We start from the raw sequence: 24781 nt of genomic DNA, 5'->3' as shown, positions 1-24781 counted from the left end.
CCGTCTAATCCAACGAATGCAATCCGCCCCTGAAAAACCACTGGTAGCCGGCAAAGGCGACGCGCCGTCCGTGTACTCGACGAGCATGGCCATGGTGCTGGCGGTCAGTGTGTTGATCGGGCTACTGTACCTGCCGTTGCTCTACTGGTTGGGGTCGACAACGATTCACACGCAGCAGCTTTTTAACGGGGCGTTGCTGGTGCTGATTGCGCTGGCGATTTGCGTGCGCGACGCGATGTATGACCTACAGCCTGCGCCGCAAATCAGCAACCAGGGGATTGGTTTGGTCGCGCTTGCGCTCGGATGCCTCTGGCTGGCGACGCACGTGCGAGGGGGATTATTGCCGCTGTTTGTCTTGTCGGCGTGCCTGGCGTTTGCGGGAGTGGTTTCGTTTCTCTTTGGCAAGAGCGGCGTCCGGCAATTTCTGCCGGCGTTGGGCGCGTTCTTTGTATTTGGGATCCTGGCCGGGCTGGTGCCGACGCTAGACTGGCCATTGCGGGCAATGGCGGGGCGATATGCGGGATCGTTGCTGGAAGCGATGGGATCGACGGTGAGACTGGCGCTGGAGCAGGGGCAGCCGCCTCGATTGATCCTGGATGTGAAGGGGCATGCGTTTGTCGTCGCGACGGAGTGCAATGGATTCGGGTTGCTTACGTCGGCGTTGATCGTGGCAACCATCCTGGCCTTCCAGAATCGGCTGCGGTGGGTGCAGAAGCTGTCCCTTGTGGCGATATCGGTCCCCATCGCCATCAGTTTCAATTTCCTGCGGATCGTCAGCATTTGCGCCGTGGCACCGCGAACGACGTTGCCGTACGGCTTCGTACACGAGACGTTGGGGATGCTGTTTTATTTTTCGGGATTGGCGCTCATTTGGAAGATTGCCCGACGCGCCAGGCCGTTGCCGAGGGGACGCACTGAAACGCCAAGCCCGATGAGCAAGCCGTAGCGGCTTAGTTGCCAAAGGCTGAGTGCAGGAACCGCGCGATGTCGGCGAGCGGGCTGGCTTCTGTGCGGGCCCAATCGATCCATGATGGCAACAGGCACAGGACCGTGTACATGAAACGCGACAAATAGTATCCTCCCGCGACAGACAAGGTAAAGACAAGGGCCCTGAAAAGGATGTGGTTACCAAGCTCATCGATCCGCGCTTGGGCGTGGATTGCGACGGCGCTGGTTTCTGGCGCGTGTGGGTGCATAGTTGTTCGCATTGTTTCCTTACCGCATCAACAGCACAAGGCCGCAGATCAACACGCCTGTCAAAAAGCCCGCGCAGATCAACGTCCATGCAGTTCGGCGCGGTTCTCTACGACTCTTCTGAACAATAGGAGACCCAAAGCTCAGAGTGTTTGACGCGTTCACCAAACTATCCATTCTTGTCTTCGGTTTCATTTACGAATACGGACGCGCGGGGGCGTCGATCGTTTCCACATACCCTTGCTCGTCGGTAACCTAAGATCGCATAGGCTATGCCAGAAGAACGAGAGTCGTAAGCGACGCATTCGCTCGTGCGTGAAATGCGTGCGCCCCGTTGCAGTTAGGACAATCAATGCAGCGCAATTATTTTTTAAACGGACGCAAATCGCATCGGGTTACCAGTGGTAGGTGTTCAGTGCGTTGGACATAGTGTCCAGTGCATTGTCCAGCGTGGCGCACTATCTGGCAAAAGCCCCGCGCAGGTGGGTCAAGGGTGCGGTTTGTTGGCCACGTGATAGACGGGTTGCACGATTCTTGCGAGACCGCCCATCACGGAATCGCGAACGAGGAACGCCAGCGGCGTGTGCAGGAGACAGATCGTGATGATGGAACTAATGACGAGCGTTCGCAGGAACCCGGCCGCCATACCAGCCCGCTTCTGCACAGTTTCTTCCGGCAACAGGCCCGTGATCCATTGCCCCATCCAAGCCCGGAACTGGCGCGCCAGATAGAACGCACCTACGAGGATTCCACCCCAGCCCAGCGCGCCGGCCGCCTGGCCCGTAAGTTTGTTAATGTCCTCAAATATATGGTCCGCCCAACGCGCCAACCCCGCGCCCGTAACCAGTGCCAGGGTCACACTGGCGAATCGCGGTAGTTCGACGGACAAGCCGCGACGCCGGCCCTTGAGAGCGCCCCAAGTCAGATAGCCCGCCGCTGCGAAATCGGCCAACCCGAAGCTCATGGTACATTGCGCCTTCTCGAAAGCACGCGGAATCCTACGCAATGCCCACTGGCGCAGCAACCGATTTCATGTACTATTACATGTCATGATGGCGATTCGAAGAAACATTACGGTAGGCGCTCTCCTGTGCGCCGGCACCTGGCTTGCGGCCTGTGCGCCGGCGAACAAGGTGCGTGTCGAAGACGTGCGGGTGACGCCGGTCACCGCCGCTGATATTCAGAAGTCGGTTCGCGACTCGGGAGCGAAAGCGGTGTTGGTAAACATGTGGGCGACCTGGTGCGGACCGTGTCGGCAGGAATTTCCCGGTCTCGTGAACGTGGCGCACAAGTATCAGGGGCTGGGTTTGAAGGTCCTACTCGTCTCGGCGGATACTGAGACGGACCTACCGGCGGTGAAGAAGTTCCTGGCCGAGCGCGGCGTGGAATTTCCGGCGTACTTGAAGGTGGAGAAGGACCAGGAGTTCATTGATGGGATGGGGAAGCAATGGACGGGCGCGTTGCCCGCCACGTTCCTTTTCGACGGGACCGGCAAGCTGCGAGATTTTTGGGAAGGCGAAGCCACTTTCAACGTTTTTGAGCAGAAAGTGGTCGAAATCCTTGGCAAACAAACAAAACCAGCAGGAGGCACTCCGTGAAGAGAAATTCGTTAGGGACATTGATCGTATCGCTGTCGCTGGCCGGCAGCGCGTTTGGCTTGAACATCGGTGACAAGGCGCCGTCCGCAACCGTGAAGATGAAAAACGTGGACGGGAAAGAGGTGTCGATTGCCGACGTCACGGGTAAGAACGGCACACTCGTCATCTTCTCGTGCGATCATTGCCCGTTCGTGAAAGCGTGGCAGGACCGCATCGCGGCCATCGGCAATTCCGGCAAGGACAAGGACGTGGGCGTGATTGTCATCAACTCAAATGATCCCGCCGAATATCCCGAAGACAGCTATCCCGAGATGCAGAAGCGCGCCCAGAAGCTCGGCTTCACGTTCCCCTACGTCGTGGATGCGACGTCGGACGTGGCGCGCGCGTTTGGCGCTACCCGCACACCCGAGGCGTTCCTCTTCGACAAGGACGGCAAGCTGGTGTACCACGGCGCCATTGATGATTCGCAGAACGCGGAGAACGTCAAGGCGCACTTCCTGCAGGACGCCATTGACGCGTCGACTGCCGGCCTGCCGGTCGCCAACAAGGAAACCAAGTTCGTGGGCTGCGGCATCAAGTTCCGCGCCAAGACCTGAGCTGAGACGGGGGCGCGGCCAGCAACGTAAACGACGACAGCCACCCGGGTGTTCGTCTCGGGCGGTATGCACTTGACAGGGGTTGGAACCGGCGGTATATGCCGCTTGAGTTGAGGTGCGCGTTGGGCATTCTTCACACCCCCCTCAACATATCGGGTCGCAGCCGAAGCGAAGTCGCAAAGTACGCGAGAGACTTTTCTTCGTACGACCGTGTGTTCCGTGACATCTGTCTTACCAATCCTGATCCTGGAGGGACGGAAGCTTTATGAAAAAGAATATCGACGAGCCATCGATTCATCATCCAACAGGGACACTCATAGCCGGCACCCCGGCGCCCGACTTCACGTTGCACACTACGCCCGACCAAAGCGTCTCGCTGCGTGATTTTCGCGGCCAGCCGGTTATCCTGGCGTTCTACCCGGCCGATTGGAGTCCGGTATGCGGGGACCAGATGGCCCTCTACAATGAACTCCTGCCGGAGTTTCATCGCTTTAATGCGGAACTGATTGGCGTTTCGGTCGATGGCATCTGGTGTCACCTGGCATTCGCCAAAGATCGCAAACTGCGTTTCCCGCTGCTTCCCGATTTTGAACCGAAGGGGGCCGTGGCGCGCGCCTTCGGGGTCTATCGCCCACAAGACGGCACCTGCGAGCGAGCCTTGTTTGTGATTGATGCGGAAGGAACCATTCGCTGGAGCTACGTGTCACCGGTCGGTGTCAATCCCGGTGCTGATGGGATCCTTGCGGCACTTGAAGCCCTCCCGGCCAGGCCAGAGGTGGCAGCATGAGAACACAATGGGTGGCCAAGCTGACGCTCCCGGTGGGAGAACGCGATCACATTCAGGGACCGGCAACCGCCCCGATCACCCTTGTGGAATACGGCGACTACGAGTGTCCGTATTGCGGGCAGGCTTATCCGGTCGTGAAAGAACTGCAAGAGCACCTTGGGAAGCGATTGCGCTTCGTCTTTCGCAATTTCCCGCTCTCGACGATGCATCCACACGCCGAGCACGCGGCGGAAGCGGCCGAGACGGCGGGGGCGCACGGCAAATTCTGGGAGATGCACGATACGTTGTATGAGAATCAAGAAGCGCTTGATGACGAGGATTTGGTTCAGTATGCGACCGGGCTGGGCCTCGAGGCGTCCCAATTTACCAGCGAGCTTGCCAAACACACCAAGGCCGCCCGGGTACGTGAAGATTTTATGAGCGGCGCCCGCAGCGGTGTGAATGGCACGCCGACGTTCTTCATAAACGGCGTTCGCCACGACGACTCCTTTGATCTCGTTACGCTTTTGAAGGCGATGGAGATAGCGCTATGAAAAAACAGGACACCGATCAATCGGTCCTCAAGCATATCCAAAGCCTCGCTGCCGAAGAGCATCAACTTTATTTGCAAGAGCCCCTTGGCAACACGGAGACGGCGCGACTCAAAAAAATTCAGGTCGAATTGGATCAGTGCTGGGACTTGTTGCGCCAGCGGCAGGCCCGGCGCTCCGCGGGGCAGGACCCGAATAAAGCCCACGTTCGTTCGCCAAAAACCGTCGAGAACTATGAGTAGTAGTGGAAGGAGGACAAGGCGATGACAAAGAGTGATGCAACACTAGAGGTGCGGGAAAATGAGGCTCTAAAAACACCAACTGATCTCAGCCGCAAGGGGGTTGGGGAGATTTCCAGCGCGTTACGCCAATTGCTCGCGGACGTGTTCGCGCTTTACGTCAAGACAAAGAATTTCCATTGGCACATGAGTGGGTCGCATTTCCGTGATTACCACCTGCTTCTGGACGAGCATGCCGACCAGGTTTTTGCCATGACGGACGATATTGCGGAACGAGCCCGCAAGATCGGAGGAACCACGCTCCATTCCATCAGCGATATTTCACGACACCAACGCCTGGAGGACAACAATGAGGAATTTGTTGCCCCGGGAGACATGCTGACCGAATTGTCGGCCGACAACCAGCACCTGACACGATTTCTGCGGTCCGCCCATGAAGTCTGTGAACAGCATAATGATGTCGCCACCGCCAGCTTGATTGAGGTCTGGATTGACCAGACGGAACGTCGGACGTGGTTTCTATCAGAGATCGTCCGCGATCTTTGAAGGAGTACGAAGGCGTAGCGCGCTCGTACTCCAAACCCAACAGAAAGGAGACGCAGCATGATATTCGGCATGCCGACAGCCACGTACACCTTCATCCACGTCGCGATTAGCCTGGTTGGGATCTTCTCTGGATTCGTGGTCATTTTCGGGCTGCTGGCCTCGAAACGGTTCGACGGCTGGACGGCGCTCTTCCTGGGAACGACGGTCGCGACCAGCGTGACCGGGTACGGTTTTCCGACCGATCGCCTGTTGCCGTCCCAGGTGGTCGGCGCCATCTCGCTGGTGGTGCTGACGGTGGCGATTGTCGCTCGCTATGGCCGTCGTCTCGCGGGCGCGTGGCGCAAGACCTACGTGATCACCGCCACGATTGCGCTCTATCTAAATGTGTTCGTTTTAATCGTGCAGGCGTTCCTGAAGGTGCCGTCATTGAAGGCGCTGGCTCCGACGCAACATGAGCCGCCTTTCCTGGTCGCGCAACTCGGTGCGATGGCGCTTTTTGTTGTGCTCACCATCGTTGCGGCGATCAAGTTCCGGGACGAAGCGGTTCGTCCGGCTTGAACGGAAGGCACACCCGATGCCGACGATCCAGGTTACCGTGCAGCGGTTCAGCATGCTCTCTCGCAATCCATTCGAGAATGTGGTCGCGAAGCTCAGTGTGACCATCGGGCATCCGGATATGCGCGCGTTTCCGAAGGACGTAACCACGGCGAAGACATTCGAAGAACTGGAACAGGTCATTCACAAGGCGGTCGGACCGTCAGGATTGATGGAATTCACCCGTTTTGATATCGGCGAAATTTTGCGCAAGGAAAGTGGGACTGAAACACCGCGTATCTTGCGCCTGGTCGTCGGCAATCCGCTTATCATGAAACAAATGGCTGTGCATGTTCCCGATGCCGCTTCGTATGCGCCGGTGACGATTTTGATCGATGAACGTCCGGATGAGGTGCACTTGTCCTACGACCGGATGGCCAGCTATTTGGCTCCGTACGGAAGCGCGGAGGCGCAGAAGATCGCGCGCGATTTGGACTCCAAGATTGAAGCCTTGTTAACGACAGCCGCTGCCTGAACCGAAGATCCATCGTTATGAAGAACAAACTCACAAGTCACCTTTCGAGTTTCTATCTGTTTGTGCTTTTGGCCGCGACTGCCTTTGCAGAACCAGCGCCGCAAAGTCGGTTTGCCGATGTCAACGGCGTGCGGCTGCACTACCTGATTGCCGGCCAGGGTGACCCCGTAGTGCTCCTGCATGGGTACGCCGAAACAAGTCACATGTGGCTACCGCTGATGAAGGAACTGGCTAAGACCCACACCGTCATCGCGCCGGACCTACGCGGCGCGGGTCAGTCTTCCACGCCGACCGAGGGTTATACCAAGGCCGTAATGGCCCAGGACATTCATATGCTGGTGCACAACCTTGGGTACGACCACATTCAAATCGTCGGGCACGACATTGGACTGATGGTCGCCTACGCCTATGCGGCACAGTATCCAAGCGAGGTGGATCGAACTGTATTGATGGACGCCTTCCTTCCCGGTGTGGGGAACTGGCGCGATGTATGGCTGATGCGCGACCTCTGGCACTTTCATTTCTATGGGAAGACGCCCCTCGCGCTCGTGCACGGTCGCGAACGTATTTATTTCGAGCATTTCTGGAATGATTTCGCCGCGGACCCCGCCCATTCGGTGCCGGAACGCGACCGGCGAATTTACGCGGCCGCCTATGCCCAACCGGACCACATGCGCGCCGGCTTCGAATACTTTCGCGCGTTCGAGAAAGATGCGCAGGATTTTGCCGGCTTCGCCAAAACGCCGTTGCCGATGCCGATGTTGGTCCTGACCGGGGAAAAGGCTTCCGGCGAATTCCTGATCCAACAGGGACGTCTGGTGGCGACCAACGTTGAGGGCGTCGTTGTTCGCGGCGCCGGGCACTGGCTTATGGAGGAGGCGCCCGACCAGGTCATTCCCAAATTGCTTGAGTTCCTCAATCGCTAGACACCACCGCTTAATTCATGAACGATCCACACGCCAAGCAGCCGGTCCTTACTGCCGGTCCCACGCCGGAAAAGGCGGACGCAACGATCCTGCTGATCCATGGTCGGGGTGCGGACGCGGAGGGCACGCTCTCGCTGTACGAGGAGTTGGGCGTCGAAAAACTCGCGGCCATTGCACCGCAGGCGGCTGGAAACACGTGGTATCCGCATTCCTTCCTCGCACCGCTTGACGCGAACCAGCCGTATCTGGATTCGGCGCTGGGTCGACTTGATTCGCTCGTTGATGATCTTCTGGCCCGTGGCATTTCGAGCGGCCGGATCATCTTGCTGGGTTTCTCGCAGGGAGCTTGCCTCACATCGGAGTTTGTCGCGAGGCATCCGCGGCGTTACGGCGCGGTGATCGCGTTAACGGGTGGGCTCATTGGGCCTCCTGGCACCCCGAGAAATTATCCGGGCTCGCTGGCCAGCACCCCGGTATTCCTGGGCACGAGCGATCCCGATCCGCATGTCCCGTTCGAGCGCGTGAAAGAGACCGAGGCCGTACTAAGTCAGATGGGCGCAGTGGTTGAGTTGCGCCGTTATCCCGGCATGCCGCACACGATCAATGACGATGAGCTCGATGCCTGCCGAAAGTTGCTGAAGGGCGTCATCGCTGCCAATCAGAAGGACCGACCATGACGACCCCTGAGAATACGATTGGCGGACTTCATCATGTCACCGCCATCACCGCCGATGCCCAGAAGAACATCGATTTCTACTGCGGCGTGTTGGGATTGCGACTGGTGAAATTGACGGTGAACTTTGATGATCCCGGGAGCTATCATCTCTACTATGGCGACGAACTGGGCCGGCCGGGGTCAATCATGACTTTCTTCGCGTGGGCCGGCGCGTATCGCGGGCGAATCGGCCCGCCGCAGGTAACCGCCACCGCATTCGCCGTTCCCATGGGCGCAATCGACTATTGGTCCAAACGATTGAAAGAGAAAGGCGTGGCACTGCAGGCGGTGGTCGAACGCTTCGGGGAACGTGTTCTCGGTTTTGCCGACCCGGACGGGATGCAGTTGGAAATCATCAGCTCGGTGGAAGTGGTGGAACCGAAGGGCCAGCCGTGGGCAAACGGTCCTGTTCCCATTGAGCAGGCTATTCGTGGGTTTCACAGCGTGACAATTTCCGAGGAGGGTTATGAGAACACTGCCAAACTGTTGGCAGACGTGATGGGTTTCAAGTCTATGGGGAACGAACAGAATCGTTTCCGTTACCGTGCCGGTACGGGCGACGGGTTCGCATCCACGGTCGATCTGCTTTGCGTACCGGATGCCCATCACGGCGGCATGGGAGCGGGCGTTGTCCATCATGTCGCGTTCCGCACGAAAGATGATGCGCAGCAGAAAGCCTGGCACAAAGAGATTGCCGGTAAAGGGTTTAACATTTCGCCGGTAATGGACCGCACGTATTTCCACTCAATTTACTATCGCGAACCGGGCGGTGTGCTTTTTGAGATCGCCACCAACAATCCCGGCTTTACCGTCGACGAGCCGGCGGAAGAGCTGGGCACGAAACTCAAGCTACCCCCGTGGCTGGAGCGCGATCACGCAGCCATCGAGCGGGCGGTCCCGCCGGTGCGTTTGCCTACGAGCCGAGCCTGACAGCAATCGCGTTGTGGTGAAACGGCACGACGGTGTGACAGGGTACGCGAATGCAGCCACAAGGGGTTTGTAATCAGGAGGCGTCGCGGTTAAGAATCGCTGCCACGATGAACTCGTGGCGGCGACTTGTGTTTTGTCTGGCGGTGGTCACGGTCCTGTACGCTTTTCACGTCCATCTGAAGACAGCGAAGATTTTTTCCAATCGGACGTGGGACGCGCAGGACGATGTCGGGCAATTCTGGAGCGAGAATGCGTTTCAGTATCGCTTCGCGAAGTTTTTCGCGTTTCATCCAATCCGTGATTGGGGTCAACTCTCGCAGGACCGCGCGGTCCAGTATCCCGACAAGATCGACGACTGGGCCGAGTTCACCGTGGCGATGGAAGTGCCGGTGGGGGTGTTGTATCGGCTCGGCAGGAGCCTCGCCCTCCCGCTGCCAGCGTTCCACGTCTTTGTGGTTTGGTACGACTGTCTGGTTTCCAGCCTGTCATTGTTTGGCGTCTTCTTCCTGGCGCGGGCGCTCTGGCGCAGTGATGGGGCGGGGGTCTTTGCCAGCGCGCTCTACGCGGCATTGTACCCGAGCTATGGGCGGACGGTGAAGAACCTGTTCCTGCGCGAAGACTTCGCGATTTCGCTCATCATTTTCGCACTCTTCTTCACCATGCGCGCGTTGCAGGACCAGCGAAAACGCGACCAGTTTCTGGGCGCGCTGTTCTGGCTCGCGGCGCTGGCGAGTTGGCATCTGACGCAGTTTGTGATGGCGCCGCTGTTGGTGGCCACGACGCTGGTGTACCTCGGCAAGGGTGAAACACCGCGGTTAACCTGGTTTGTCCTGACGCTGGCGGCCGGCTGCGTGTTGGTCCCTGTGTTGCGGGCGAAACAGATTTTTCTGTCGCCGATGATGTGCGTGCTCTACGCGCTGGCGCTGGCCGTGTGGATCAACGGAGGACGGAGGCGGGCGACGCTGGTGTTTGCGGGTTGGGTGGCGGGTTTGCTGCTCGCGAGCGTGCTGTTGCAGAAGTCGTACGGGGAGTACGCGCATGTGTACCAACTCTTCATGTACAAGCTGCGCCTTTTGGGAGTGAAACCGGTCAATCCCGCGGACCTGCCATGGGAGGCGCGTTTGTTGTGGGAGGGCGGCGCGTTTGAAACCGCGTCTTTGCACGAGTTCTGGCGCAGCTTGTTGTGGTGCGGTCCCTTGGTGCTGGTGACGGTGGTGTATGTGTTCACCAGTGGCAAGCGCGTCGCTTGCGCCACGAATATTTTCATCGTGTTCACCTTGTTGCTCGCGCCGCTGGCGTGGATGGTAGTACGCAGCTTTGTTTTCCTGGGGTTTGCGGTCGCGGTGGTCGCGGCAGGCCTGGTGGCGGAACGCACGTGGGGAAAGTGGGTGGTCTTTGTCGCCGCCCTATGGCAGTTCGCGATGCTGAACTTTGCGCCCCTGAAACGAGAGCAGGCATCGCCCGACGAGTATCGTCCGATTGTGAAATGGCTGCAGGAGAACACGCCTACGAATGCCGTTCTGCTCTCCTCGATCGGGGATTCGCCCGTGTTCCTTGCGCATACGGGGCGACCAATCATCATGCACTCGAAGTTCGAGAACCAACGGATTCGCGAACGCTATCGCGAGATGCTGGCAGCGATTTATGGGAGCGAGGATCAATTCTACGATTTTGTGCGCAAGTATGAGGCCGACTATTTCGTGTACGACGTCGGGTTCTCCTATGACGGGCAGGATTCGCGGCGTTACAAAGCGGACAAGCTCGGGCTGCTGGATGCCCACTGCGCAGCGTTGTTGTTCGAGAACCAACCGGAACAACTCCGGCATTTCCAACGAATCATGGAGAGCGGACGCTTCACCGTGTTCCGCGTACTCACTTCACCGTAGCTTTGTAGAAAAGGATGTCGCCATTAACCTCGAACAAGATGCCGTCAGTGTTTGCGCGACAGGCCATGAGTGACTCGGCATGAGCGAGCGGAACCATGGGCGCTTCCTCGAAGATGATCTCCTGTGATTTGTGATAGAGCGCTGCGCGTTTTGCGGGATCGAGTTCGCGTCGCGCGGCCACCATGAGATCATGGTAGGCGTCGTTCATCCAGAAACAGATGTTGAGCGCAGAGCCGAGCGTCGCGGTGTCCTTGTCGAGCAGCACATACAGAAAATTGTCCGCATCACCGTTGTCGCCGACCCAGCCCATCAACGCCATCTGGTGGTCGCCGTGGCTCGTGCGGCTGAGGTGCGCGCCCCATTCATTCGGGACGATTTCGACGGGGACCTGAATCTTCGCCAGGTCGGATTTGATCATCTCGGCGGCCCGGAGCGGATTGGGCAGATACGGGCGCGGGTTGGTCATCACTTCGAGGCGCAAGGGCGTCTTCACGGTGGGCCATGGCATGGTTGTTTCGTAAAGCTGCTCCGGGATTTCGTCGTTGTGCCCGGCGACAAATGGCGGCAGGGGATTTCGGGCGACGATGGCCGCCCCGCGATAGACGTCGTCGATGATGTCTTTTTTGTTGATGGCGGCGGCGATCGCGCGGCGCAAGACCTTGTTGTCAAGTGGCGGCTTTTGGCAATTGAAGGACAGGTAGCAAACATTCAGTCCCGGCGCGGTGAGCAACTGCAGCGATTTGTCGAGCTTGACGATGGGCAGATCGTTCGGGTCGATGCCGTCCATCGCCTGGATTTGGCCCGTTTGAAGCTGGATAAGGCGCGTGGCGGAATCAGGAACGACTTTGAAGACCAGACGCTGTATTTTTGGTTTACCCTCCCAGTACTCGGGATTGGCTTCGAGCACAATGCGCTCGTTGGGCGCCCATTCCACGAAGCGGAACGGCCCGGTGCCGACGGGATGGCGCTGGTCGATGAACTTCGGACTGATGAGGTGCGCCGCCGGGATGCAGAGGCTGGCCAGCAGCGGGGCGTGCGGTTCGCGCAGGCGCAGGCGCAGGGTCATGGGGTCGACAACCTCGACCGCAGTAATCATATTAAACATGGCCGACCAGTACGCGAATGTCGCGTCCGGCAGATGTGCAGGGTTGGACTTGTCCATTTGGCGCAGGAAACTGAACGCGGCAGCCGGCGCATCGAGGGGTGTGCCATCGTGAAAGCGGACGCCTTGACGAAGCTTGAAAGTGTAGGTGAGACCGTCAGGACTGATTGTCCAGGAAGTCGCCAGGCAGGGTTCCGCTTCTGTGGTGCCGTGTTTGAAGCGGACGAGACCCTCGCTGATGTTGACAAGAACCTTGATCGATTCGCCGTCGTCCACGTCGGCGGGGTCGAGCTTCTGCGAATCAGCCCCCCGGGCAAAGATCAGGGTCGCAGGTTCGGGTTGGTGAGAATGCTGGCAACTTGCAAATGCGAGGACGAGTGCGAGGAGCGCGCGCTGTTTCATTGCGGGATGGTAGCTGACAGGCCACTCGGCGACAAGCGGGGGAGTTTGACAAGAATGATGGGTGGCCTTACACTAGCGGGGATTTTCAAGGGATTTACGCTCACTATTTGTAATGAGTAACGGGACCTCGATTGCGGCTGTTAGATTCCCCTCCAGTTCCATCGACTGGGTGAAGGTTGCCCTTGGGGTCATTCTGGTCGGCCTGGTCTACTACGCTTATTTCGTACAAACCGTTGAAATCCAGCATGTTGACCAGATGAGTTGTTATATCTGGCTCGTCAGCCACTGGAACCACGTTTCGAATTACTCCCACGGTCCACTAATCCCATTGATTGCTCTGGGCCTCCTCTGGTGGAATCTCTCCAATCGCGATTCTGACCAGCAGCGAAGTTGGCAGCCCTACTGGATTGCGTTGGGAGCCACCGTTTTTATTCTGATGACTCCGGACATCATCTCCGAATCGTTAACCCCTCGGGTACTCCAGATTGCTCCCATTCTTTTATTCTGGCAAGTGGCGGCCTTGTGGGGCGGGATCCGGGAGGCGATGGACGACCCAGTTCCGCGAGGGCTGGCCGTGGTTGCGGTCGCGATGGCCGTGTATTACTTCGGCGTGAAAGCGATGCAGCCCCGCATCGTGGTATTCTCTTTCGTGATCCTGCTGTATGGGTTGGCGCTGGCACTGGGAGGACGCGGGGCTTTCCGCCTGTTGCTTTTTCCCATCAGCTTTCTACTATTGATGATCCCGTTGAACTTTCTGGACGAGCGGGTTGGGTTCCCGCTGCAGCTGCTGATGGCCCGGTCGTCCACGGGACTGTTGAATATGTTTGGCATTGAGACGACGCGGGTTGGCACCGGGATTTATTCCCGGGTATTTCATTTCGATGTGGCCGCGCCGTGCAGTGGGATTCGGTCGCTTATGGCATTGACGACCGTTACTGCCGCCTATGCCTACGTAACGCAGCAGGTGCAATGGAAACGATGGTTGTTATTTTTGAGCGCGATGCCTCTGGCAGTGTTGGGTAACATCGCGCGCGTAACTTCCATCGCCCTGGTGGCCCAAGTTTATGGGCAGGAGATTGCAAGCAAGGCGTATCACGAATACTCAGGTTTTATCGTCTTCGGAGTTGCCTTGTCGACGATGGTGATTATCGGGTTGTTATTGAATTTCCCGTTTCGCCGCTATTTTGAGAATTGGCTGAAGCCACCGCCACCCCCGACGAACGGTGGCCCACACGATGAGAGGCCTTTGCTATGACGGAAGGAGTTGCATGAGCGAAGCAGACGCAAACACGGCGCAGGCTGCAGCCGAACCATCTCCCGTGCGAGCCACGACGCCAACGCGCCGCGGGCCGAGCACAAGGCAAATCGCCATTGTGGTCGCAATTCTCGGCGGCGGGGTGCTGTTCACGGCCATGACTTCCGATGTCACGAAGGTTTCCGAGCCAGGTGTGAAACTAACTCCGGACGGACAACCATTTTTGACTGACAAGGCAGGCGACTGGACAGGTGGAGACTTGTCGGGGTTGACGGAAGAGGAGAAGCGGATATTACCGGAAGACACGATGGGGTCACGGCGCATGTTCAAGGACAAGGATGGTGACGAGTTATTTTGCTCAATCGTACTGGCGGGCCGCGATGTCACCAGCATCCACCGTCCCGAACTTTGCCTAACCGGCCAGGGTTGGGGCCTCGGGAAACTCGAAGTCGAGCAAATCCGCACACCTGCCGCGAAGGGCGGTGCGCTCTCCGTCTCGCGCTTGAACGCCATCCGGGACGTAAAACTACCGGACGGACGTGTCGCGAGAGCAAGTTCGATCTTTCTGTATTGGTTCATCGGCAAGGATCGGGTGACTCCATATCATTGGCAGCGCATTTATTGGACGGCCAAGGACCGAGTGTTGCACAACACCAACCACCGCTGGGCCTACATTTTGATCCACATACCCGTGACGAAAAACGGTGCAACAGGTGGCACAGGCAAATCGGAAGAAGAGACGATGAAGGTCGTGGCCCGATTTGTGCAGGATATTTATCCCACTTTGGTCGCGAACTAGCGGTTACCGCGGGGTGAGCGGCCCGCATTTGGTGGGGTCCACGAACTCGCTGTCCGGAAGTGTTTGGGTGTCCCAATGCCGAGTCGACGAAGAGAATTTATCATTCAGGCCAACCAGATTGGCGACGCGTTGTTGATCGCCGTCGTCTTTCGCCTGGCCCACGCGTTGCGCGAGGAACTCGCGTATCTGTTTCCGTTCCCAATGTCCTTCCATGGTTTCGCCACTCAGTTCGTCATGATCGCGTCGTTCCGCTACTACAAATGGCTGTATCTTATCATCCTACCGCTCTACCCGTTTCTGCTCGATCTTAACGGCTTTTACAGCCGCGCCCACACCTTGCGACGGCGTAACACCGTGTGGATCCTCCTCAAAAGCTGCGCCATCTGCACCCTGGCGGTCATGGCCGCGATGTACTTCTTCAAGCTGGCCATGCTCAGCCGCATGGTCGTCGTCATCTTCGCCCTCCTCAGCATCGTTGCGCTTTTTGCCAAAGACCGATTCTTCCAGATGTATATGCGCAATCGCGCCCTCCGAGGGAAGGATCTGACGGAAGTCATCCTCGTGGGATCGGAAGACCGGAACACCGAATTCACCAAGCTGCTGGAGGAGCATCCCGAGTGGAGCCTGCGCGTCGCCGCCCGGCTCGATCCCAACAACAACCTCCTCACCGAGCTTCCCGTGCTGTTGCACCGCCTCCCGGTCGGTTGCGTGATTTTCAACGTCAGCCAGACTGCGTTCAGTGAGATTGAAAAAGCGATCCTCGCCTGCGAGGTGGAAGGCGTCGAGGCCTGGCTGGTGGCCGACTTCGTAAAGACCTCCATTGCCCGCGCGACCGTGGACGATTTTTACGGGAAACCGCTGCTGATTTTCAGCACCACCCCCGAGACTTCCTGGCAACTCGCCTGCAAACGGCTGATTGACATTGTCGGCGCGCTGATCGGGCTGGCGATTCTCGGGCCGCTGGTCCTGCTGCCCGTCGCCATCATTATCAAGCTCACCTCGCCCGGCCCCATCCTCTTTGGACAGAAACGCAGCGGCCTGCACGGACGCCTCTTCACAATGTACAAATTCCGTTCGATGGTCACCAATGCCGAAATGTTGCGTGTGGAACTCGAGGCCTTCAACGAGATGAGCGGTCCCGTCTTCAAGATGAAGGACGACCCGCGCGTTACACCGGTCGGTCGGTTCCTCCGGCGCACCAGTATCGACGAATTTCCGCAACTCTGGAACGTTCTTGTCGGCGACATGAGCCTCGTCGGTCCCCGGCCGCCCATTCCAACCGAAGTGCAGCACTATAATCCCTGGCATCGCCGCCGCCTCTCCATGAAGCCCGGTCTCACCTGCATCTGGCAAATCAGCGGCCGCAACCAGATCGGCTTTGACCAATGGATGCAGCTCGATCTCCAGTACATCGACAACTGGTCCCTCTGGCTCGACCTGAAAATCCTCGCCCGCACCGTCCCCGTAGTCCTCACCGGCCTCGGCGCCCGCTAACGGCCTGGCGCACTCTTTTTGCCGCATCCCATTTTGGCCCCATATGATTAACCCTGCTTCGTTCTTGTTGAAAAGCCCCTTATCGATTATTGGCCTTTTAGGTTGAAATCGTCTTCTAATCCCAGATTGGAGCGGATTGTCGTCTCTTCGCGTGTATTCTCGGCTAGAAAATCGCGAAACTGATAACAGCTGGGAGCGCATGAGTTCTTGCAAACCGCGAAGGCTTCAAGATTTCCCTGTCCCTTTTCCACGAATCACCCATTTCCCCTTGTATTTGAGGGTGATTTCTGCTATTATAAAGTCAAGTTAATTGGCGCCCAGTAAAAGGGACGTAAGATGCTGGTTAGCTGGGCACGACGGACGCTTCGCGCGCCTGCTTGGGGTTTGTGCTACGGGGTATTAACACTATGAGATTTATTCGCAAGTCTTGCGCGCGGAAATGGTTCCCATTTGCTATCTGTGCGGTCGCGCTATTGCTACCCGTCTTTCAAGCCTTTGCCATCATCGACGCTACTCTGCAAATGCAACTCGGTAACCCTACCGGGGCTACCATCGACACTAATAATCACAGCCACTACCTGATTCAGCGCACGGTTGAGGCCATTGATTACAATGATAGCCTCGGCGTGCCCAATTGGGCGAGTTGGGATTTGACCGCGAGCGACTACGTCGTCGGCGGTCACCGCTCCTCGAGTTTCTACGCCGACACCAGCCTACCCGCTGGCTTCTTCGTGGTATCACCGAGCTCCTACACCGGCACCGGTTGGGATCGCGGTCACATGTGCCCCTCCGCTGACCGCACGGACAACACGACAGACAATAACCTCGTTTTCTTGATGACCAACATCATCCCCCAAGACCCGAATGAAAACCAGGTTGTCTGGGGAAACTTCGAGGACTACTGCCGCTCGCTCATTTCCACCCAGGAATTGTTGATCACATGCGGCCCGAGAAACTTCGGTACCGCGACGATCGCCGCCGGTCATGTCTACATTCCTTCCAATACGTGGAAGATTGTGGTCTGCGCTCCTTTGGGCAGTGGAACCGCTTTCAGCCGCCTCACGAACGCCACCGCCGCCTCCATTCGCGTGATTGCCGTCGATATTCCCAACGCGCCACAGACCAATTCGTGGCAAAGCTTTGTTACTTCCGCCAAACAGCTCCAACAATTGACCGGTTTCACATTCTTCAATGCATTGCCGAACAACCTCGCGTGGGTGCTCCGAAGCAAGGTAGATGGTCAAGCCGCTGCCGCCCCGTCCTTTGCCAGCTTCTCCCCGTCCAGTGGTTCGCAAAGCAATAGCGTCACCATCAGTGGCGCGATCCTCGACACGATCACGAATGTCAGCTTCAACGGCACCGCAGCTCCTTACACCATAACCGCCACCAACCAAATCATCGCTCTCGTTCCCGTCGGCGGTTCTTCCGGCCAGATCACCGTGTGGGGACTTGGCGGCAGTGCAACCAGTGTTTCCAGCTTCACCGTCTTCCCGCCGGTCGTCCCCGATTTCACCGTCGCGCCGACCGCCGTCTTTGCCAGCAGTGGGAGCCAGGGCGGGTCCTTCAGCCCGTCCACGCAGATCTACACGCTGAACAACACCAACGCGACCTCGTTGACCTGGGCCGCCGACAAGAGCGCCCCGTGGCTTGACCTCTCGGCTTCCGGCGGTACGCTCGCCGGTGGCGGAAGCACGGACATCACGGTGACCGTCAACGCGGCGGCCAATTCGCTCGCAGCCGGGAATTATTCTGCCGCGGTCACCTTTAGTAACTCGACCACCGGCGGGTGGGTAGCACGCGGAGTTAACCTGGCTGTGCTCGCACCAAGCCAACTGGTAGTCGATCCGGTAATCCCCTACAGCGTGATGGAACAGGTCGGTGGACCGTTCAGCCCGTCCTCCCAAGATTATACCCTGAGCAACACCGGCAGCATCTCGCTGAACTGGACAGCGGGCGCGACCATGCCTTGGTTGAACTTGTCGGCGGCCAGCGGAACACTGGCCGGCGGCTCCAGCACCGTGGTGACCGTTACCATCAACAGCAACGCCGTCAACTTGTCCCAGGGCAACTACAGCGACGCGATCGGATTCACCAACACGACCAATCACGCTGGCGACACAACACGCGCCGTTGCTCTCAATGTTATCAGCTTCGGTTTCTTCGACGACTTTGGCAGCTTCGCCTCCGGCAACCTTGTCGGCCAGGCAAGCTGGCAGGAGCGTGGCACTACCAATGACCTGTGGAGTTTTGAAAGCGATAATACCAATGCTTTCGCCGGTATTACGGCGACCACGGTGGGGAATATTGCGGCTGACATCGGCTCAGGCGTTGCGACAGGAGTTCATGTTAGCGCCTCTACTGCGTGGACCGCGGCGGTGGGGGATGGCTCGCCGGACTCTTGGAATGCTAATCACTGGGGTGTAGGCGATTACTTCCAATTCCAACTGAGCACCTTGGGAATAGCCGGGATCCAGCTCGCTTGGGATCAAACCTCCAGTGCGACCGGCCCCCGAGATTTCGTGTTAAAATACAGCACGAACGGCACAACCTTCACACAGTTCGGCGGGACATTTACCGTGCTGGTGAATACCGCAACCGGAGGCCGGACGAATTGGCAAAGCGGAGTGTATGACGGCGCCTATCACACCAACGTGGATCTCAGCAGCATCCCGGCACTCGACAATCAATCAAATGTGTATTTCCGTTTGGTCAATAATTCGACCACCAGTGCCGGTGGCGGAACAATCGGTGCCACCGGCTCGGATCGCGTCGATAATTTCCTGGTGACGCGGGCACCCGTCACCCCAATTCAAATCAGTGGCGGCGTCGCATGGATTCCGGGCGGTCAGACGAGTGTCAAACCGGATGCCTCGAAGGATTTCATCTCAACGACGAATCTGACCGTGTTTGCGGGCTTCGTGGTAAACGTCACCAACGCGGCCCCGGCGAACTCCGGGGCGCCGTCGTTCTTCGCCGCATTCGCCAGTGCCAATGGCGGCGTCAGTGACACTTCCGTGGCCGACTACCAGTTGACGGCGAAGGCCGCGGACGCCGCCAATACGAACTACGTCTTCGGAGGTCGTACCACTGGCGAGACCAATGCTCCGTTCGTCTACGGCTCGGCCGGGCTCCCCTACGGAACCTCGTATCGCGTGATTATCCGAACCGACCCCGCAGGCACCAACATGATCCTGTATGTCAATCCGACGAGCAGCGTCCTTGGCGCCCAGACTCCGTACTTGACCGCCACTGCTGGCGCGGGCATTACCCCGGCCACGATCCTTGGCTCACTTCTTCTGACCCAAAGCAAGAACGGCTCACTTCCCACCGAAGGCGCGGGAATCAGCAAGGCCTGCGCGGCCAGTGATTTCGCGAGTGTCTACAACTTCCTCACCGGTCCTCTGCCCCCGGTCGCCAGCTTTACCGGCGCCCCGACCGTCGGCGTGGAACCTCTCAACGTAAGCTTCACGGATACTTCGACCGGCACGATCAGCAATCGCTTCTGGGATTTTGGCGACGGCGGCACCACCAATGTCACGACCAACAGCGTGGCACATATTTACGCCGCCGGCACCTGGTCCGTAACGTTGGTGGTTGCCGGCACCGGGGGTGTCAGTACCAACATCCAGGCAAATTACATCACCGCCCTTACCGCGTTTCAGAATTGGCAGATCCAATACTTCGGCACCACCAACAGTCCGGCCGGCGCCAGTTCCGACCCCGATGGTGACGGCCAGAATAACCTCGCGGAATTCCTTACCGGCACTGACCCGACGAACAGCATGTCGTCGTTCCGGGTCGTCTCAGTCACCGTGACCGGCAACAGTTTGCGCGTGACGTGGACGATGGGCAGTAACCGGACGAATGCGTTGCAGGCAACGGGGGGAGATGGGAGCGGCGGCTACAACACCAACGGCTTTGCTGACATTTTCACGGTCACGAATACGGTTGGCCCGGTCACCAACTACCTCGATGATGGCGGCGCGACCAATATCCCCGCTCGTTACTACCGCGTGCGGCTGGTGCCGTAGGCCGCCTTCGATTTCGATTCCAGCCGAACCCTGTTGAGGCAGAGATCGCATCTCTTCATCCTGCATTTGATTGACGCGGGGGGCGCTGCTGCTGCACCCATCCTCACACGCAAGAAAATGCCGGCCCCCACGAGGAGCTAGTCTTTCATTTGGCCATGCCTGACCAGCTTTAAACTGCCATCCTGGATCAGGCCAACTTCGGGCGCGTAGTATTTGTATTCTTTGGACTGTGGTTCCAGCGGCGTTGTCTCCTCGGTTTTCACGCAATGGACGAAAACCCCGGCGGGTGTTCGGACGCTTTCATTTGTGCTGACGGTTTCCGCCCGATCCATCGCGATCCCCGGCGCGATTTCCTGAAAATACCGTTCACCCGCCCGCGGAGCGTCCGACATCGCCAGCCCGTATTTCGCGCCCCTCACCCCCGAGTGCCAACCGCCATCGTGATTGGCAACCTTGCCGTCCTTGTAGATGTCCACGTCTTCTCCAAAGTAATAGACAGAGTGCGTGGTCGGATCAAAAGCAAAATAGTTCCGCGAAACTTCCGCGACCTTTCCGTTGAGCGTTTCGCGTTCCTCCACGACCCGCGTCTCCACGCCATCGACCCGTTTCGTCTCATTGAGCACGGTGATGATCAGCTGCACCGGCGCGCCATCTTCTTTTCCTTCGAATACGAGTTGATAACCCGGTTCGAGAATGAAGTAGGTGTTTCGGCCCGTCGGGGAGAGGTTCTTCTCGTTGACGCCGAATGAGTCCCGCCATTGTGCCCCTGGTTCACCGGCATTGGCCATCGCCGACCACAAGAGCCCGATTCCCACGATCGCGCAAATCAATCTTTTGTGCATTTTCTTTTCTCCTTCTGGTTGCTACCTTTTAACAGAAGCAGCATTACCGGGATATTACTCTCTCCGCCAATTTTGTCGACGTGAGCAACGATCTCCCTTGTTAACCGGATGTTCGCGCTTTTTTGTTGCCCAGCAGCATGAATTCTGCGAATCACACTGCAGCTATGACATCCCCTTCATCTGTTCCTGTGTCCGTTGTCACCGGCGGTGCCGGCTTCCTCGGCTCGCATCTTTCTGACCGCCTCCTTGCCGAAGGCCATCGCGTCATCGCCATCGACAACCTCATCACGGGCAACACGGACAATATCGCCCATCTCGCCGGCAATCCGAAGTTCCAATTCATTCGTCACGATGTAACTCAATTCATCGATGTTCCCGGTGCGGTGGACAACATTTTCCACCTCGCCTCGCCGGCCAGCCCGATCGATTATCTCCAGCTTCCGATCCAAACGCTCACGGTAGGTTCGCTCGGTACGCACAACGCGCTCGGCCTCGCCAGGGCCAAAGGCGCGAAGTTCCTCATGGCTTCCACGTCCGAATGCTACGGCGACCCGTTGGAGCACCCGCAGTCCGAGTCCTACTGGGGCAACGTCAATCCCATCGGCCCGCGCAGCGTTTACGACGAAGCCAAGCGCTTCAGCGAAGCCATGACGATGGCCTATTACCGCTATCACAAGGTCGATACCCACATCGTTCGCATCTTCAATACCTACGGACCACGTATGCGCCTCAAGGATGGTCGCGTCGTCCCCGCCTTCGTCGGCCAGGCCCTGCGTGGTGAACCGCTCACGGTCTTCGGCGAAGGCCAACAGACCCGCAGCTTCTGCTACTGCAGCGACCTCATCGACGGCATCTACCGTCTCTCGCGCTGCGACTTCCACGAACCGGTCAATATCGGCAACCCGACCGAGTTCACCATCCTCGACTTCGCGAAGCTCATCATCAAACTCACGGGCAGCAAGAGTAAGATCATCCACGAACCCCTCCCCATCGACGACCCCAAACAACGCCGCCCCAACATCGCCCGCGCCAAAGAATTGCTCGGCTGGGAACCGAAGATTGACCTGGAAGCCGGCCTCCGTCAGGCCATCGAATATTTCCGCAACAAGGTGTGAGCCGATGATCGGACACGCCGAGGATTGCCAACTCACATCGGCGTCTTCATGCCCATGGCGCGAAGCACGCACCAGCCGTGCGCGGCCTCGAAAATCATAAACGGGCCGGTGATGCCTAGAAGAATTCCGACAACAAGCGTGGTTCGCGAACCCGTATAGGCCCACCCAATGATCAAACCGATGGCGCACAGGCTCGCGATGATGCCGCCAATCAACCGCGATTTCCGCCCGAGGTCGTCAATGTTGGGGGTCAGTTTCATTAAGGCCGCCGACTGGTCAAACTTCCGACGAACACTGCCGCTAACAAGAGTAGAATCACCACAACCCAACGGAATTCCGGCGAGGGCGGCCCGATTTTCAGCCAGGCCGGCCAGATCGCCCACAGCAACGCGACCGCACCAAGGAACGCCGCGCCAATCCAGCCGAGGAACTCAAACGTCTGCCGCTCCTCCATTAACGCGCCGCGTAATTGCGTGACGGTTTCCTTGTCCAGCTTCAGCTTCTGCGCGGCAGCCTCCTCCAGCACCTGCTCATCGGTCACTGTGTTCACGAATTCCTCCACCAGCTCGCGCGCATGACTGGCTTCGTGGTCGAGCACAAAGATACCGTTGACCTTGTCGCTGCCGCTGAGGCTCTCCATGGCATCCAACGGCGGCATGGAAGGCGGGTTCTGCAATGTTGCTTCTACGCCATTGTCGCGCAGGTAGCCGACGATGATGTTGCCGTCCCATTCGTCGCGCGCGTGGTGCACGAGCACGAGATCCTCTGAATGCTGTGCCTTGCTCATGGCTTACTCTAATCGCATTCCCACGGTCTTTCCAATGGATTTGCGCTCCAGGACCTCCGCGGTCAATCCTGGCTGAGTTCCTCGCGGACGCGGTTCACGAGGTCATCGATATAAAACGGTTTCTGGATGAAGCCGCGTAGTCCCGCCTCGAACATTTTGCGGGCCACGGAATCCTCACAGCCGGTCAGCAAAATGACCCGCGCGTCGGGATTTTTCTGCCGGAGACATTCGAAAACCAGGTCGCCCGTCATATCCGGCATGAGATAGTCCAACAAGACCACGCCGACCTCCGTCCCGCGTGTTTCGTAAAGCTTGAGCCCTTCCTTCGGCCCCAGCGCAGTAAGGACCTGAAATCCCTCCATCTCGAGACACTGTTTGATGATCTCGAGGATTTCCGGTTCATCATCAATGGCCAATATCAACTTCGAAAGGCTGTGTGGATGTAAATCCATAGCACCAGCATTGCCAATCCGGGCACCGCCCATGTAACATGGCCCGACTCTGCCGGAAAGCGAAATCGATTCAGGAATGAGCGCGCATTTTCATGACAAAATCGTCATCGTCACTGGTGCCTCCAGTGGCATCGGTTTGGAAACCGCCCTCCGCTTTGCCAGGGCCGGTGCCCGCGTTGTCCTCGCCGCGCGCACCCAGACAAGATTGCAAGAGGTCGTGGACGCGCATCCCGATTTGCGCGATCGCCTGCGAGTCGTTCCCGCCGACGTGACGAAGGACGAGGACGTACAGCGGCTTGTTGCCACCACCATCGCGGAATTCGGCCGCGTGGACATTTTGGTCAACAATGCCGGGATCGGCATGCGCGCCCCTGTCGCCGAATCACCGCTGGACGACACGCGTTGCCTGATGGAAGTGAATTTTTACGGTCCGCTTCGCTGCATCCAGACTGTCCTCCCACACATGCGGCAACGGGGATCTGGCCAAATCGTCAATGTGGGCAGCATCCTGAGTCTCGTGGTGGCACCGCGTAACGGCATTTATTGCGCGAGCAAATTTGCCCTGTTGGCGGTGAGCGACGCGTTGCGCATGGAGTTGCACGGCACGGGAATCGAAGTCATCTCCGTTTTGCCAGCCTACACAGAGACGCCGTTTTTCGAAAACATGTACCGCTACGGCAACGCGGCCCGCATAAGCCCATTCCCGGGCCAGCACCCCGCCAAAGTCGCCCGCGCGATCCTGCGCGGTTGCGCGCGGCACAAACGCCAGGTGGTGTTGACGCTGTCCTCACGCGTTGCCATCTGGTTGAAGCGGTTCTCCCCGCGCCTCCTCGACTTTATCATCCGCCAAACAGGTCAGAGGGCCGCGAAAGCGGAATCAAAAACCTGATAGCTCGCGTCGTCGTAGAGACAGAACAACACGCGTTCGAGTTTGGTTTGCCCGCCCAGGTAATCCGCCGCTTCCCGCAACATCAGCGGCGCGGCGCGTTCGATGGGGAACCCGTAGATACCCGTGCTGATCGCCGGGAAAGCGATTGATTTCACTTTGTTCTCTTCGGCGAGTACCAAACTGCTCCGCACCGCCTTGCGCAATAAATTGTCGGCTTCTGCCGGGCCATGCTCGCTCCAAACCGGTCCGACAGTGTGAATAACGAACTTTGCCGGCAATTTCCCGCCAGTCGTAATCACCGCCTCGCCCGTTGCCAACGGCCCGTGCCTGGCCACCAGCGCGGCTGACTCGGCCTGGATTGATAACCCGCCCTTACACACGATGGCCGATGCCACGCCGCCGCCGTGTGCCAAATATTTGTTCGCGGCGTTCACAATCGCATCTACGTTCAACGCGGTAATATCCCCCTGCGCCAGTTCCAGCGTCGCCTTGCCAATGGTTTTCATCACCAGATGCAACTTTACCATAAAATCATCCGGCTCCGTTCTACCGACAGCCGCCGCATTTAGCCGGTTTTTACACACGTTTTACTTTGCC

General features: G+C 58.2%; 27 protein-coding genes. 19 read left to right on the top strand and 8 right to left on the bottom strand.

What is annotated here, in order from left to right; genetic code table 11:
- Positions 1–16 precede the first annotated feature (16 nt).
- Positions 17–946: an exosortase/archaeosortase family protein gene (locus VNL17_07210; protein ID HXI83864.1), complete on the top strand. Its 930-nt coding sequence runs from the start codon at positions 17–19 to the stop codon at positions 944–946.
- Positions 947–950: 4 nt separating this feature from the next.
- Here VNL17_07210 and VNL17_07205 read toward each other — a convergent pair whose 3' ends face one another.
- On the bottom strand, positions 951–1208 hold the full coding sequence (locus VNL17_07205; protein ID HXI83863.1) for a hypothetical protein: 258 nt from the start codon (positions 1206–1208) through the stop codon (positions 951–953).
- A gap of 473 nt (positions 1209–1681) precedes the next feature.
- Positions 1682–2158, bottom strand: a complete 477-nt coding sequence (locus VNL17_07200; GenBank protein ID HXI83862.1) for a CvpA family protein — start codon at positions 2156–2158, stop codon at positions 1682–1684.
- Positions 2159–2243: 85 nt separating this feature from the next.
- Here VNL17_07200 and VNL17_07195 point away from each other — a divergent pair, with 85 nt between their 5' ends.
- The 12 genes from VNL17_07195 to VNL17_07140 all read left to right on the top strand — a co-directional run bounded on the left by VNL17_07195 (position 2244) and on the right by VNL17_07140 (position 11016).
- Entirely contained in the window at positions 2244–2792 is a 549-nt protein-coding gene (locus VNL17_07195) for a TlpA disulfide reductase family protein (protein ID HXI83861.1), read from the top strand.
- Positions 2789–3388, top strand: a complete 600-nt coding sequence (locus VNL17_07190) for a thioredoxin family protein (protein HXI83860.1) — start codon at positions 2789–2791, stop codon at positions 3386–3388. Before VNL17_07195 ends, VNL17_07190 begins: the two co-directional genes overlap by 4 nt.
- 265 nt (positions 3389–3653) lie before the next feature.
- The gene (locus VNL17_07185; GenBank protein HXI83859.1) at positions 3654–4175 is read left to right on the top strand and encodes a redoxin domain-containing protein; all 522 of its coding nucleotides are present in this window, start codon (positions 3654–3656) and stop codon (positions 4173–4175) included.
- Entirely contained in the window at positions 4172–4708 is a 537-nt protein-coding gene (locus VNL17_07180) for a DsbA family protein (GenBank protein ID HXI83858.1), read from the top strand. Before VNL17_07185 ends, VNL17_07180 begins: the two co-directional genes overlap by 4 nt.
- Entirely contained in the window at positions 4705–4947 is a 243-nt protein-coding gene (locus VNL17_07175; protein HXI83857.1) for a DUF2630 family protein, read from the top strand. Before VNL17_07180 ends, VNL17_07175 begins: the two co-directional genes overlap by 4 nt.
- Before the next feature lie 21 nt (positions 4948–4968).
- On the top strand, positions 4969–5490 hold the full coding sequence (locus VNL17_07170; GenBank protein HXI83856.1) for a DNA starvation/stationary phase protection protein: 522 nt from the start codon (positions 4969–4971) through the stop codon (positions 5488–5490).
- Between the two features lie 57 nt (positions 5491–5547).
- Positions 5548–6048, top strand: a complete 501-nt coding sequence (locus VNL17_07165) for a hypothetical protein (GenBank protein HXI83855.1) — start codon at positions 5548–5550, stop codon at positions 6046–6048.
- Between the two features lie 16 nt (positions 6049–6064).
- Entirely contained in the window at positions 6065–6559 is a 495-nt protein-coding gene (locus tag VNL17_07160) for a DUF302 domain-containing protein (GenBank protein ID HXI83854.1), read from the top strand.
- 17 nt (positions 6560–6576) lie between these two features.
- On the top strand, positions 6577–7485 hold the full coding sequence (locus VNL17_07155) for an alpha/beta hydrolase (protein ID HXI83853.1): 909 nt from the start codon (positions 6577–6579) through the stop codon (positions 7483–7485).
- Positions 7486–7502: 17 nt separating this feature from the next.
- Positions 7503–8162, top strand: coding sequence for a dienelactone hydrolase family protein (locus VNL17_07150; GenBank protein HXI83852.1), 660 nt, complete (start codon positions 7503–7505; stop codon positions 8160–8162).
- The gene (locus VNL17_07145; protein ID HXI83851.1) at positions 8159–9130 is read left to right on the top strand and encodes a ring-cleaving dioxygenase; all 972 of its coding nucleotides are present in this window, start codon (positions 8159–8161) and stop codon (positions 9128–9130) included. Before VNL17_07150 ends, VNL17_07145 begins: the two co-directional genes overlap by 4 nt.
- A 107-nt stretch (positions 9131–9237) precedes the next feature.
- On the top strand, positions 9238–11016 hold the full coding sequence (locus tag VNL17_07140; GenBank protein ID HXI83850.1) for a hypothetical protein: 1779 nt from the start codon (positions 9238–9240) through the stop codon (positions 11014–11016).
- Here the strand turns inward: VNL17_07140 and VNL17_07135 are convergent.
- Positions 11003–12520: an ABC transporter substrate-binding protein gene (locus VNL17_07135; GenBank protein HXI83849.1), complete on the bottom strand. Its 1518-nt coding sequence runs from the start codon at positions 12518–12520 to the stop codon at positions 11003–11005. The two genes, VNL17_07140 and VNL17_07135, sit on opposite strands and share 14 nt — an antisense overlap.
- A 112-nt stretch (positions 12521–12632) precedes the next feature.
- On the opposite strand from VNL17_07135, the gene VNL17_07130 reads away from it, so the two are divergent.
- From VNL17_07130 to VNL17_07115, 4 genes are all read left to right on the top strand, one after another.
- Positions 12633–13775 carry an exosortase/archaeosortase family protein gene (locus VNL17_07130; GenBank protein ID HXI83848.1) on the top strand — a complete coding sequence of 381 codons (1143 nt, stop codon included), beginning with the start codon at positions 12633–12635 and terminating at the stop codon, positions 13773–13775.
- 13 nt (positions 13776–13788) lie between these two features.
- Entirely contained in the window at positions 13789–14574 is a 786-nt protein-coding gene (locus VNL17_07125) for an exosortase-associated EpsI family protein (protein ID HXI83847.1), read from the top strand.
- Positions 14575–14649: 75 nt separating this feature from the next.
- The gene (locus VNL17_07120; GenBank protein ID HXI83846.1) at positions 14650–16068 is read left to right on the top strand and encodes a sugar transferase; all 1419 of its coding nucleotides are present in this window, start codon (positions 14650–14652) and stop codon (positions 16066–16068) included.
- Between the two features lie 407 nt (positions 16069–16475).
- Positions 16476–20099 carry a DNA/RNA non-specific endonuclease gene (locus VNL17_07115; protein ID HXI83845.1) on the top strand — a complete coding sequence of 1208 codons (3624 nt, stop codon included), beginning with the start codon at positions 16476–16478 and terminating at the stop codon, positions 20097–20099.
- 137 nt (positions 20100–20236) lie between these two features.
- On the opposite strand, the gene VNL17_07110 is transcribed toward VNL17_07115, so the two are convergent.
- Positions 20237–20941, bottom strand: coding sequence for a hypothetical protein (locus tag VNL17_07110; GenBank protein HXI83844.1), 705 nt, complete (start codon positions 20939–20941; stop codon positions 20237–20239).
- Positions 20942–21105: 164 nt separating this feature from the next.
- On the opposite strand from VNL17_07110, the gene VNL17_07105 reads away from it, so the two are divergent.
- Positions 21106–22056, top strand: coding sequence for a UDP-glucuronic acid decarboxylase family protein (locus VNL17_07105; protein ID HXI83843.1), 951 nt, complete (start codon positions 21106–21108; stop codon positions 22054–22056).
- A 32-nt stretch (positions 22057–22088) separates the two neighbouring features.
- Here VNL17_07105 and VNL17_07100 read toward each other — a convergent pair whose 3' ends face one another.
- From VNL17_07100 to VNL17_07090, 3 genes are all read right to left on the bottom strand, one after another.
- The gene (locus VNL17_07100; protein HXI83842.1) at positions 22089–22316 is read right to left on the bottom strand and encodes a hypothetical protein; all 228 of its coding nucleotides are present in this window, start codon (positions 22314–22316) and stop codon (positions 22089–22091) included.
- Positions 22316–22843 carry a hypothetical protein gene (locus tag VNL17_07095; GenBank protein HXI83841.1) on the bottom strand — a complete coding sequence of 176 codons (528 nt, stop codon included), beginning with the start codon at positions 22841–22843 and terminating at the stop codon, positions 22316–22318. Before VNL17_07095 ends, VNL17_07100 begins: the two co-directional genes overlap by 1 nt.
- A 62-nt stretch (positions 22844–22905) precedes the next feature.
- Entirely contained in the window at positions 22906–23295 is a 390-nt protein-coding gene (locus VNL17_07090) for a response regulator (GenBank protein ID HXI83840.1), read from the bottom strand.
- A 76-nt stretch (positions 23296–23371) separates the two neighbouring features.
- Here VNL17_07090 and VNL17_07085 point away from each other — a divergent pair, with 76 nt between their 5' ends.
- Positions 23372–24184, top strand: a complete 813-nt coding sequence (locus VNL17_07085) for an SDR family oxidoreductase (GenBank protein HXI83839.1) — start codon at positions 23372–23374, stop codon at positions 24182–24184.
- Here VNL17_07085 and VNL17_07080 read toward each other — a convergent pair.
- Positions 24151–24711: a macro domain-containing protein gene (locus VNL17_07080; protein ID HXI83838.1), complete on the bottom strand. Its 561-nt coding sequence runs from the start codon at positions 24709–24711 to the stop codon at positions 24151–24153. The genes VNL17_07085 and VNL17_07080 overlap by 34 nt on opposite strands.
- Positions 24712–24781 lie beyond the last annotated feature (70 nt).

This window comes from Verrucomicrobiia bacterium (assembly GCA_035577545.1).
Lineage (GTDB): Bacteria > Verrucomicrobiota > Verrucomicrobiia > Palsa-1439 > Palsa-1439 > Palsa-1439.
This window is presented reverse-complemented; position numbering and strand designations above follow the sequence as displayed.

Coding starts and splice junctions, on each gene's coding strand:
- VNL17_07205 (HXI83863.1), bottom strand. CDS start 1,208: ATGCGAACAACTATGCACCCACACGCGCCAGAAACCAGCGCCGTCGCA.
- VNL17_07175 (HXI83857.1), top strand. CDS start 4,705: ATGAAAAAACAGGACACCGATCAATCGGTCCTCAAGCATATCCAAAGC.
- VNL17_07110 (HXI83844.1), bottom strand. CDS start 20,941: ATGCACAAAAGATTGATTTGCGCGATCGTGGGAATCGGGCTCTTGTGG.
- VNL17_07120 (HXI83846.1), top strand. CDS start 14,650: ATGCCGAGTCGACGAAGAGAATTTATCATTCAGGCCAACCAGATTGGC.
- VNL17_07115 (HXI83845.1), top strand. CDS start 16,476: ATGAGATTTATTCGCAAGTCTTGCGCGCGGAAATGGTTCCCATTTGCT.
- VNL17_07155 (HXI83853.1), top strand. CDS start 6,577: ATGAAGAACAAACTCACAAGTCACCTTTCGAGTTTCTATCTGTTTGTG.
- VNL17_07095 (HXI83841.1), bottom strand. CDS start 22,843: ATGAGCAAGGCACAGCATTCAGAGGATCTCGTGCTCGTGCACCACGCG.
- VNL17_07210 (HXI83864.1), top strand. CDS start 17: ATGCAATCCGCCCCTGAAAAACCACTGGTAGCCGGCAAAGGCGACGCG.
- VNL17_07200 (HXI83862.1), bottom strand. CDS start 2,158: ATGAGCTTCGGGTTGGCCGATTTCGCAGCGGCGGGCTATCTGACTTGG.
- VNL17_07130 (HXI83848.1), top strand. CDS start 12,633: ATGAGTAACGGGACCTCGATTGCGGCTGTTAGATTCCCCTCCAGTTCC.
- VNL17_07140 (HXI83850.1), top strand. CDS start 9,238: ATGAACTCGTGGCGGCGACTTGTGTTTTGTCTGGCGGTGGTCACGGTC.
- VNL17_07170 (HXI83856.1), top strand. CDS start 4,969: ATGACAAAGAGTGATGCAACACTAGAGGTGCGGGAAAATGAGGCTCTA.
- VNL17_07185 (HXI83859.1), top strand. CDS start 3,654: ATGAAAAAGAATATCGACGAGCCATCGATTCATCATCCAACAGGGACA.
- VNL17_07195 (HXI83861.1), top strand. CDS start 2,244: ATGATGGCGATTCGAAGAAACATTACGGTAGGCGCTCTCCTGTGCGCC.
- VNL17_07145 (HXI83851.1), top strand. CDS start 8,159: ATGACGACCCCTGAGAATACGATTGGCGGACTTCATCATGTCACCGCC.
- VNL17_07165 (HXI83855.1), top strand. CDS start 5,548: ATGATATTCGGCATGCCGACAGCCACGTACACCTTCATCCACGTCGCG.
- VNL17_07080 (HXI83838.1), bottom strand. CDS start 24,711: ATGGTAAAGTTGCATCTGGTGATGAAAACCATTGGCAAGGCGACGCTG.
- VNL17_07150 (HXI83852.1), top strand. CDS start 7,503: ATGAACGATCCACACGCCAAGCAGCCGGTCCTTACTGCCGGTCCCACG.
- VNL17_07090 (HXI83840.1), bottom strand. CDS start 23,295: ATGGATTTACATCCACACAGCCTTTCGAAGTTGATATTGGCCATTGAT.
- VNL17_07085 (HXI83839.1), top strand. CDS start 23,372: ATGAGCGCGCATTTTCATGACAAAATCGTCATCGTCACTGGTGCCTCC.
- VNL17_07135 (HXI83849.1), bottom strand. CDS start 12,520: ATGAAACAGCGCGCGCTCCTCGCACTCGTCCTCGCATTTGCAAGTTGC.
- VNL17_07160 (HXI83854.1), top strand. CDS start 6,065: ATGCCGACGATCCAGGTTACCGTGCAGCGGTTCAGCATGCTCTCTCGC.
- VNL17_07180 (HXI83858.1), top strand. CDS start 4,172: ATGAGAACACAATGGGTGGCCAAGCTGACGCTCCCGGTGGGAGAACGC.
- VNL17_07100 (HXI83842.1), bottom strand. CDS start 22,316: ATGAAACTGACCCCCAACATTGACGACCTCGGGCGGAAATCGCGGTTG.
- VNL17_07105 (HXI83843.1), top strand. CDS start 21,106: ATGACATCCCCTTCATCTGTTCCTGTGTCCGTTGTCACCGGCGGTGCC.
- VNL17_07125 (HXI83847.1), top strand. CDS start 13,789: ATGAGCGAAGCAGACGCAAACACGGCGCAGGCTGCAGCCGAACCATCT.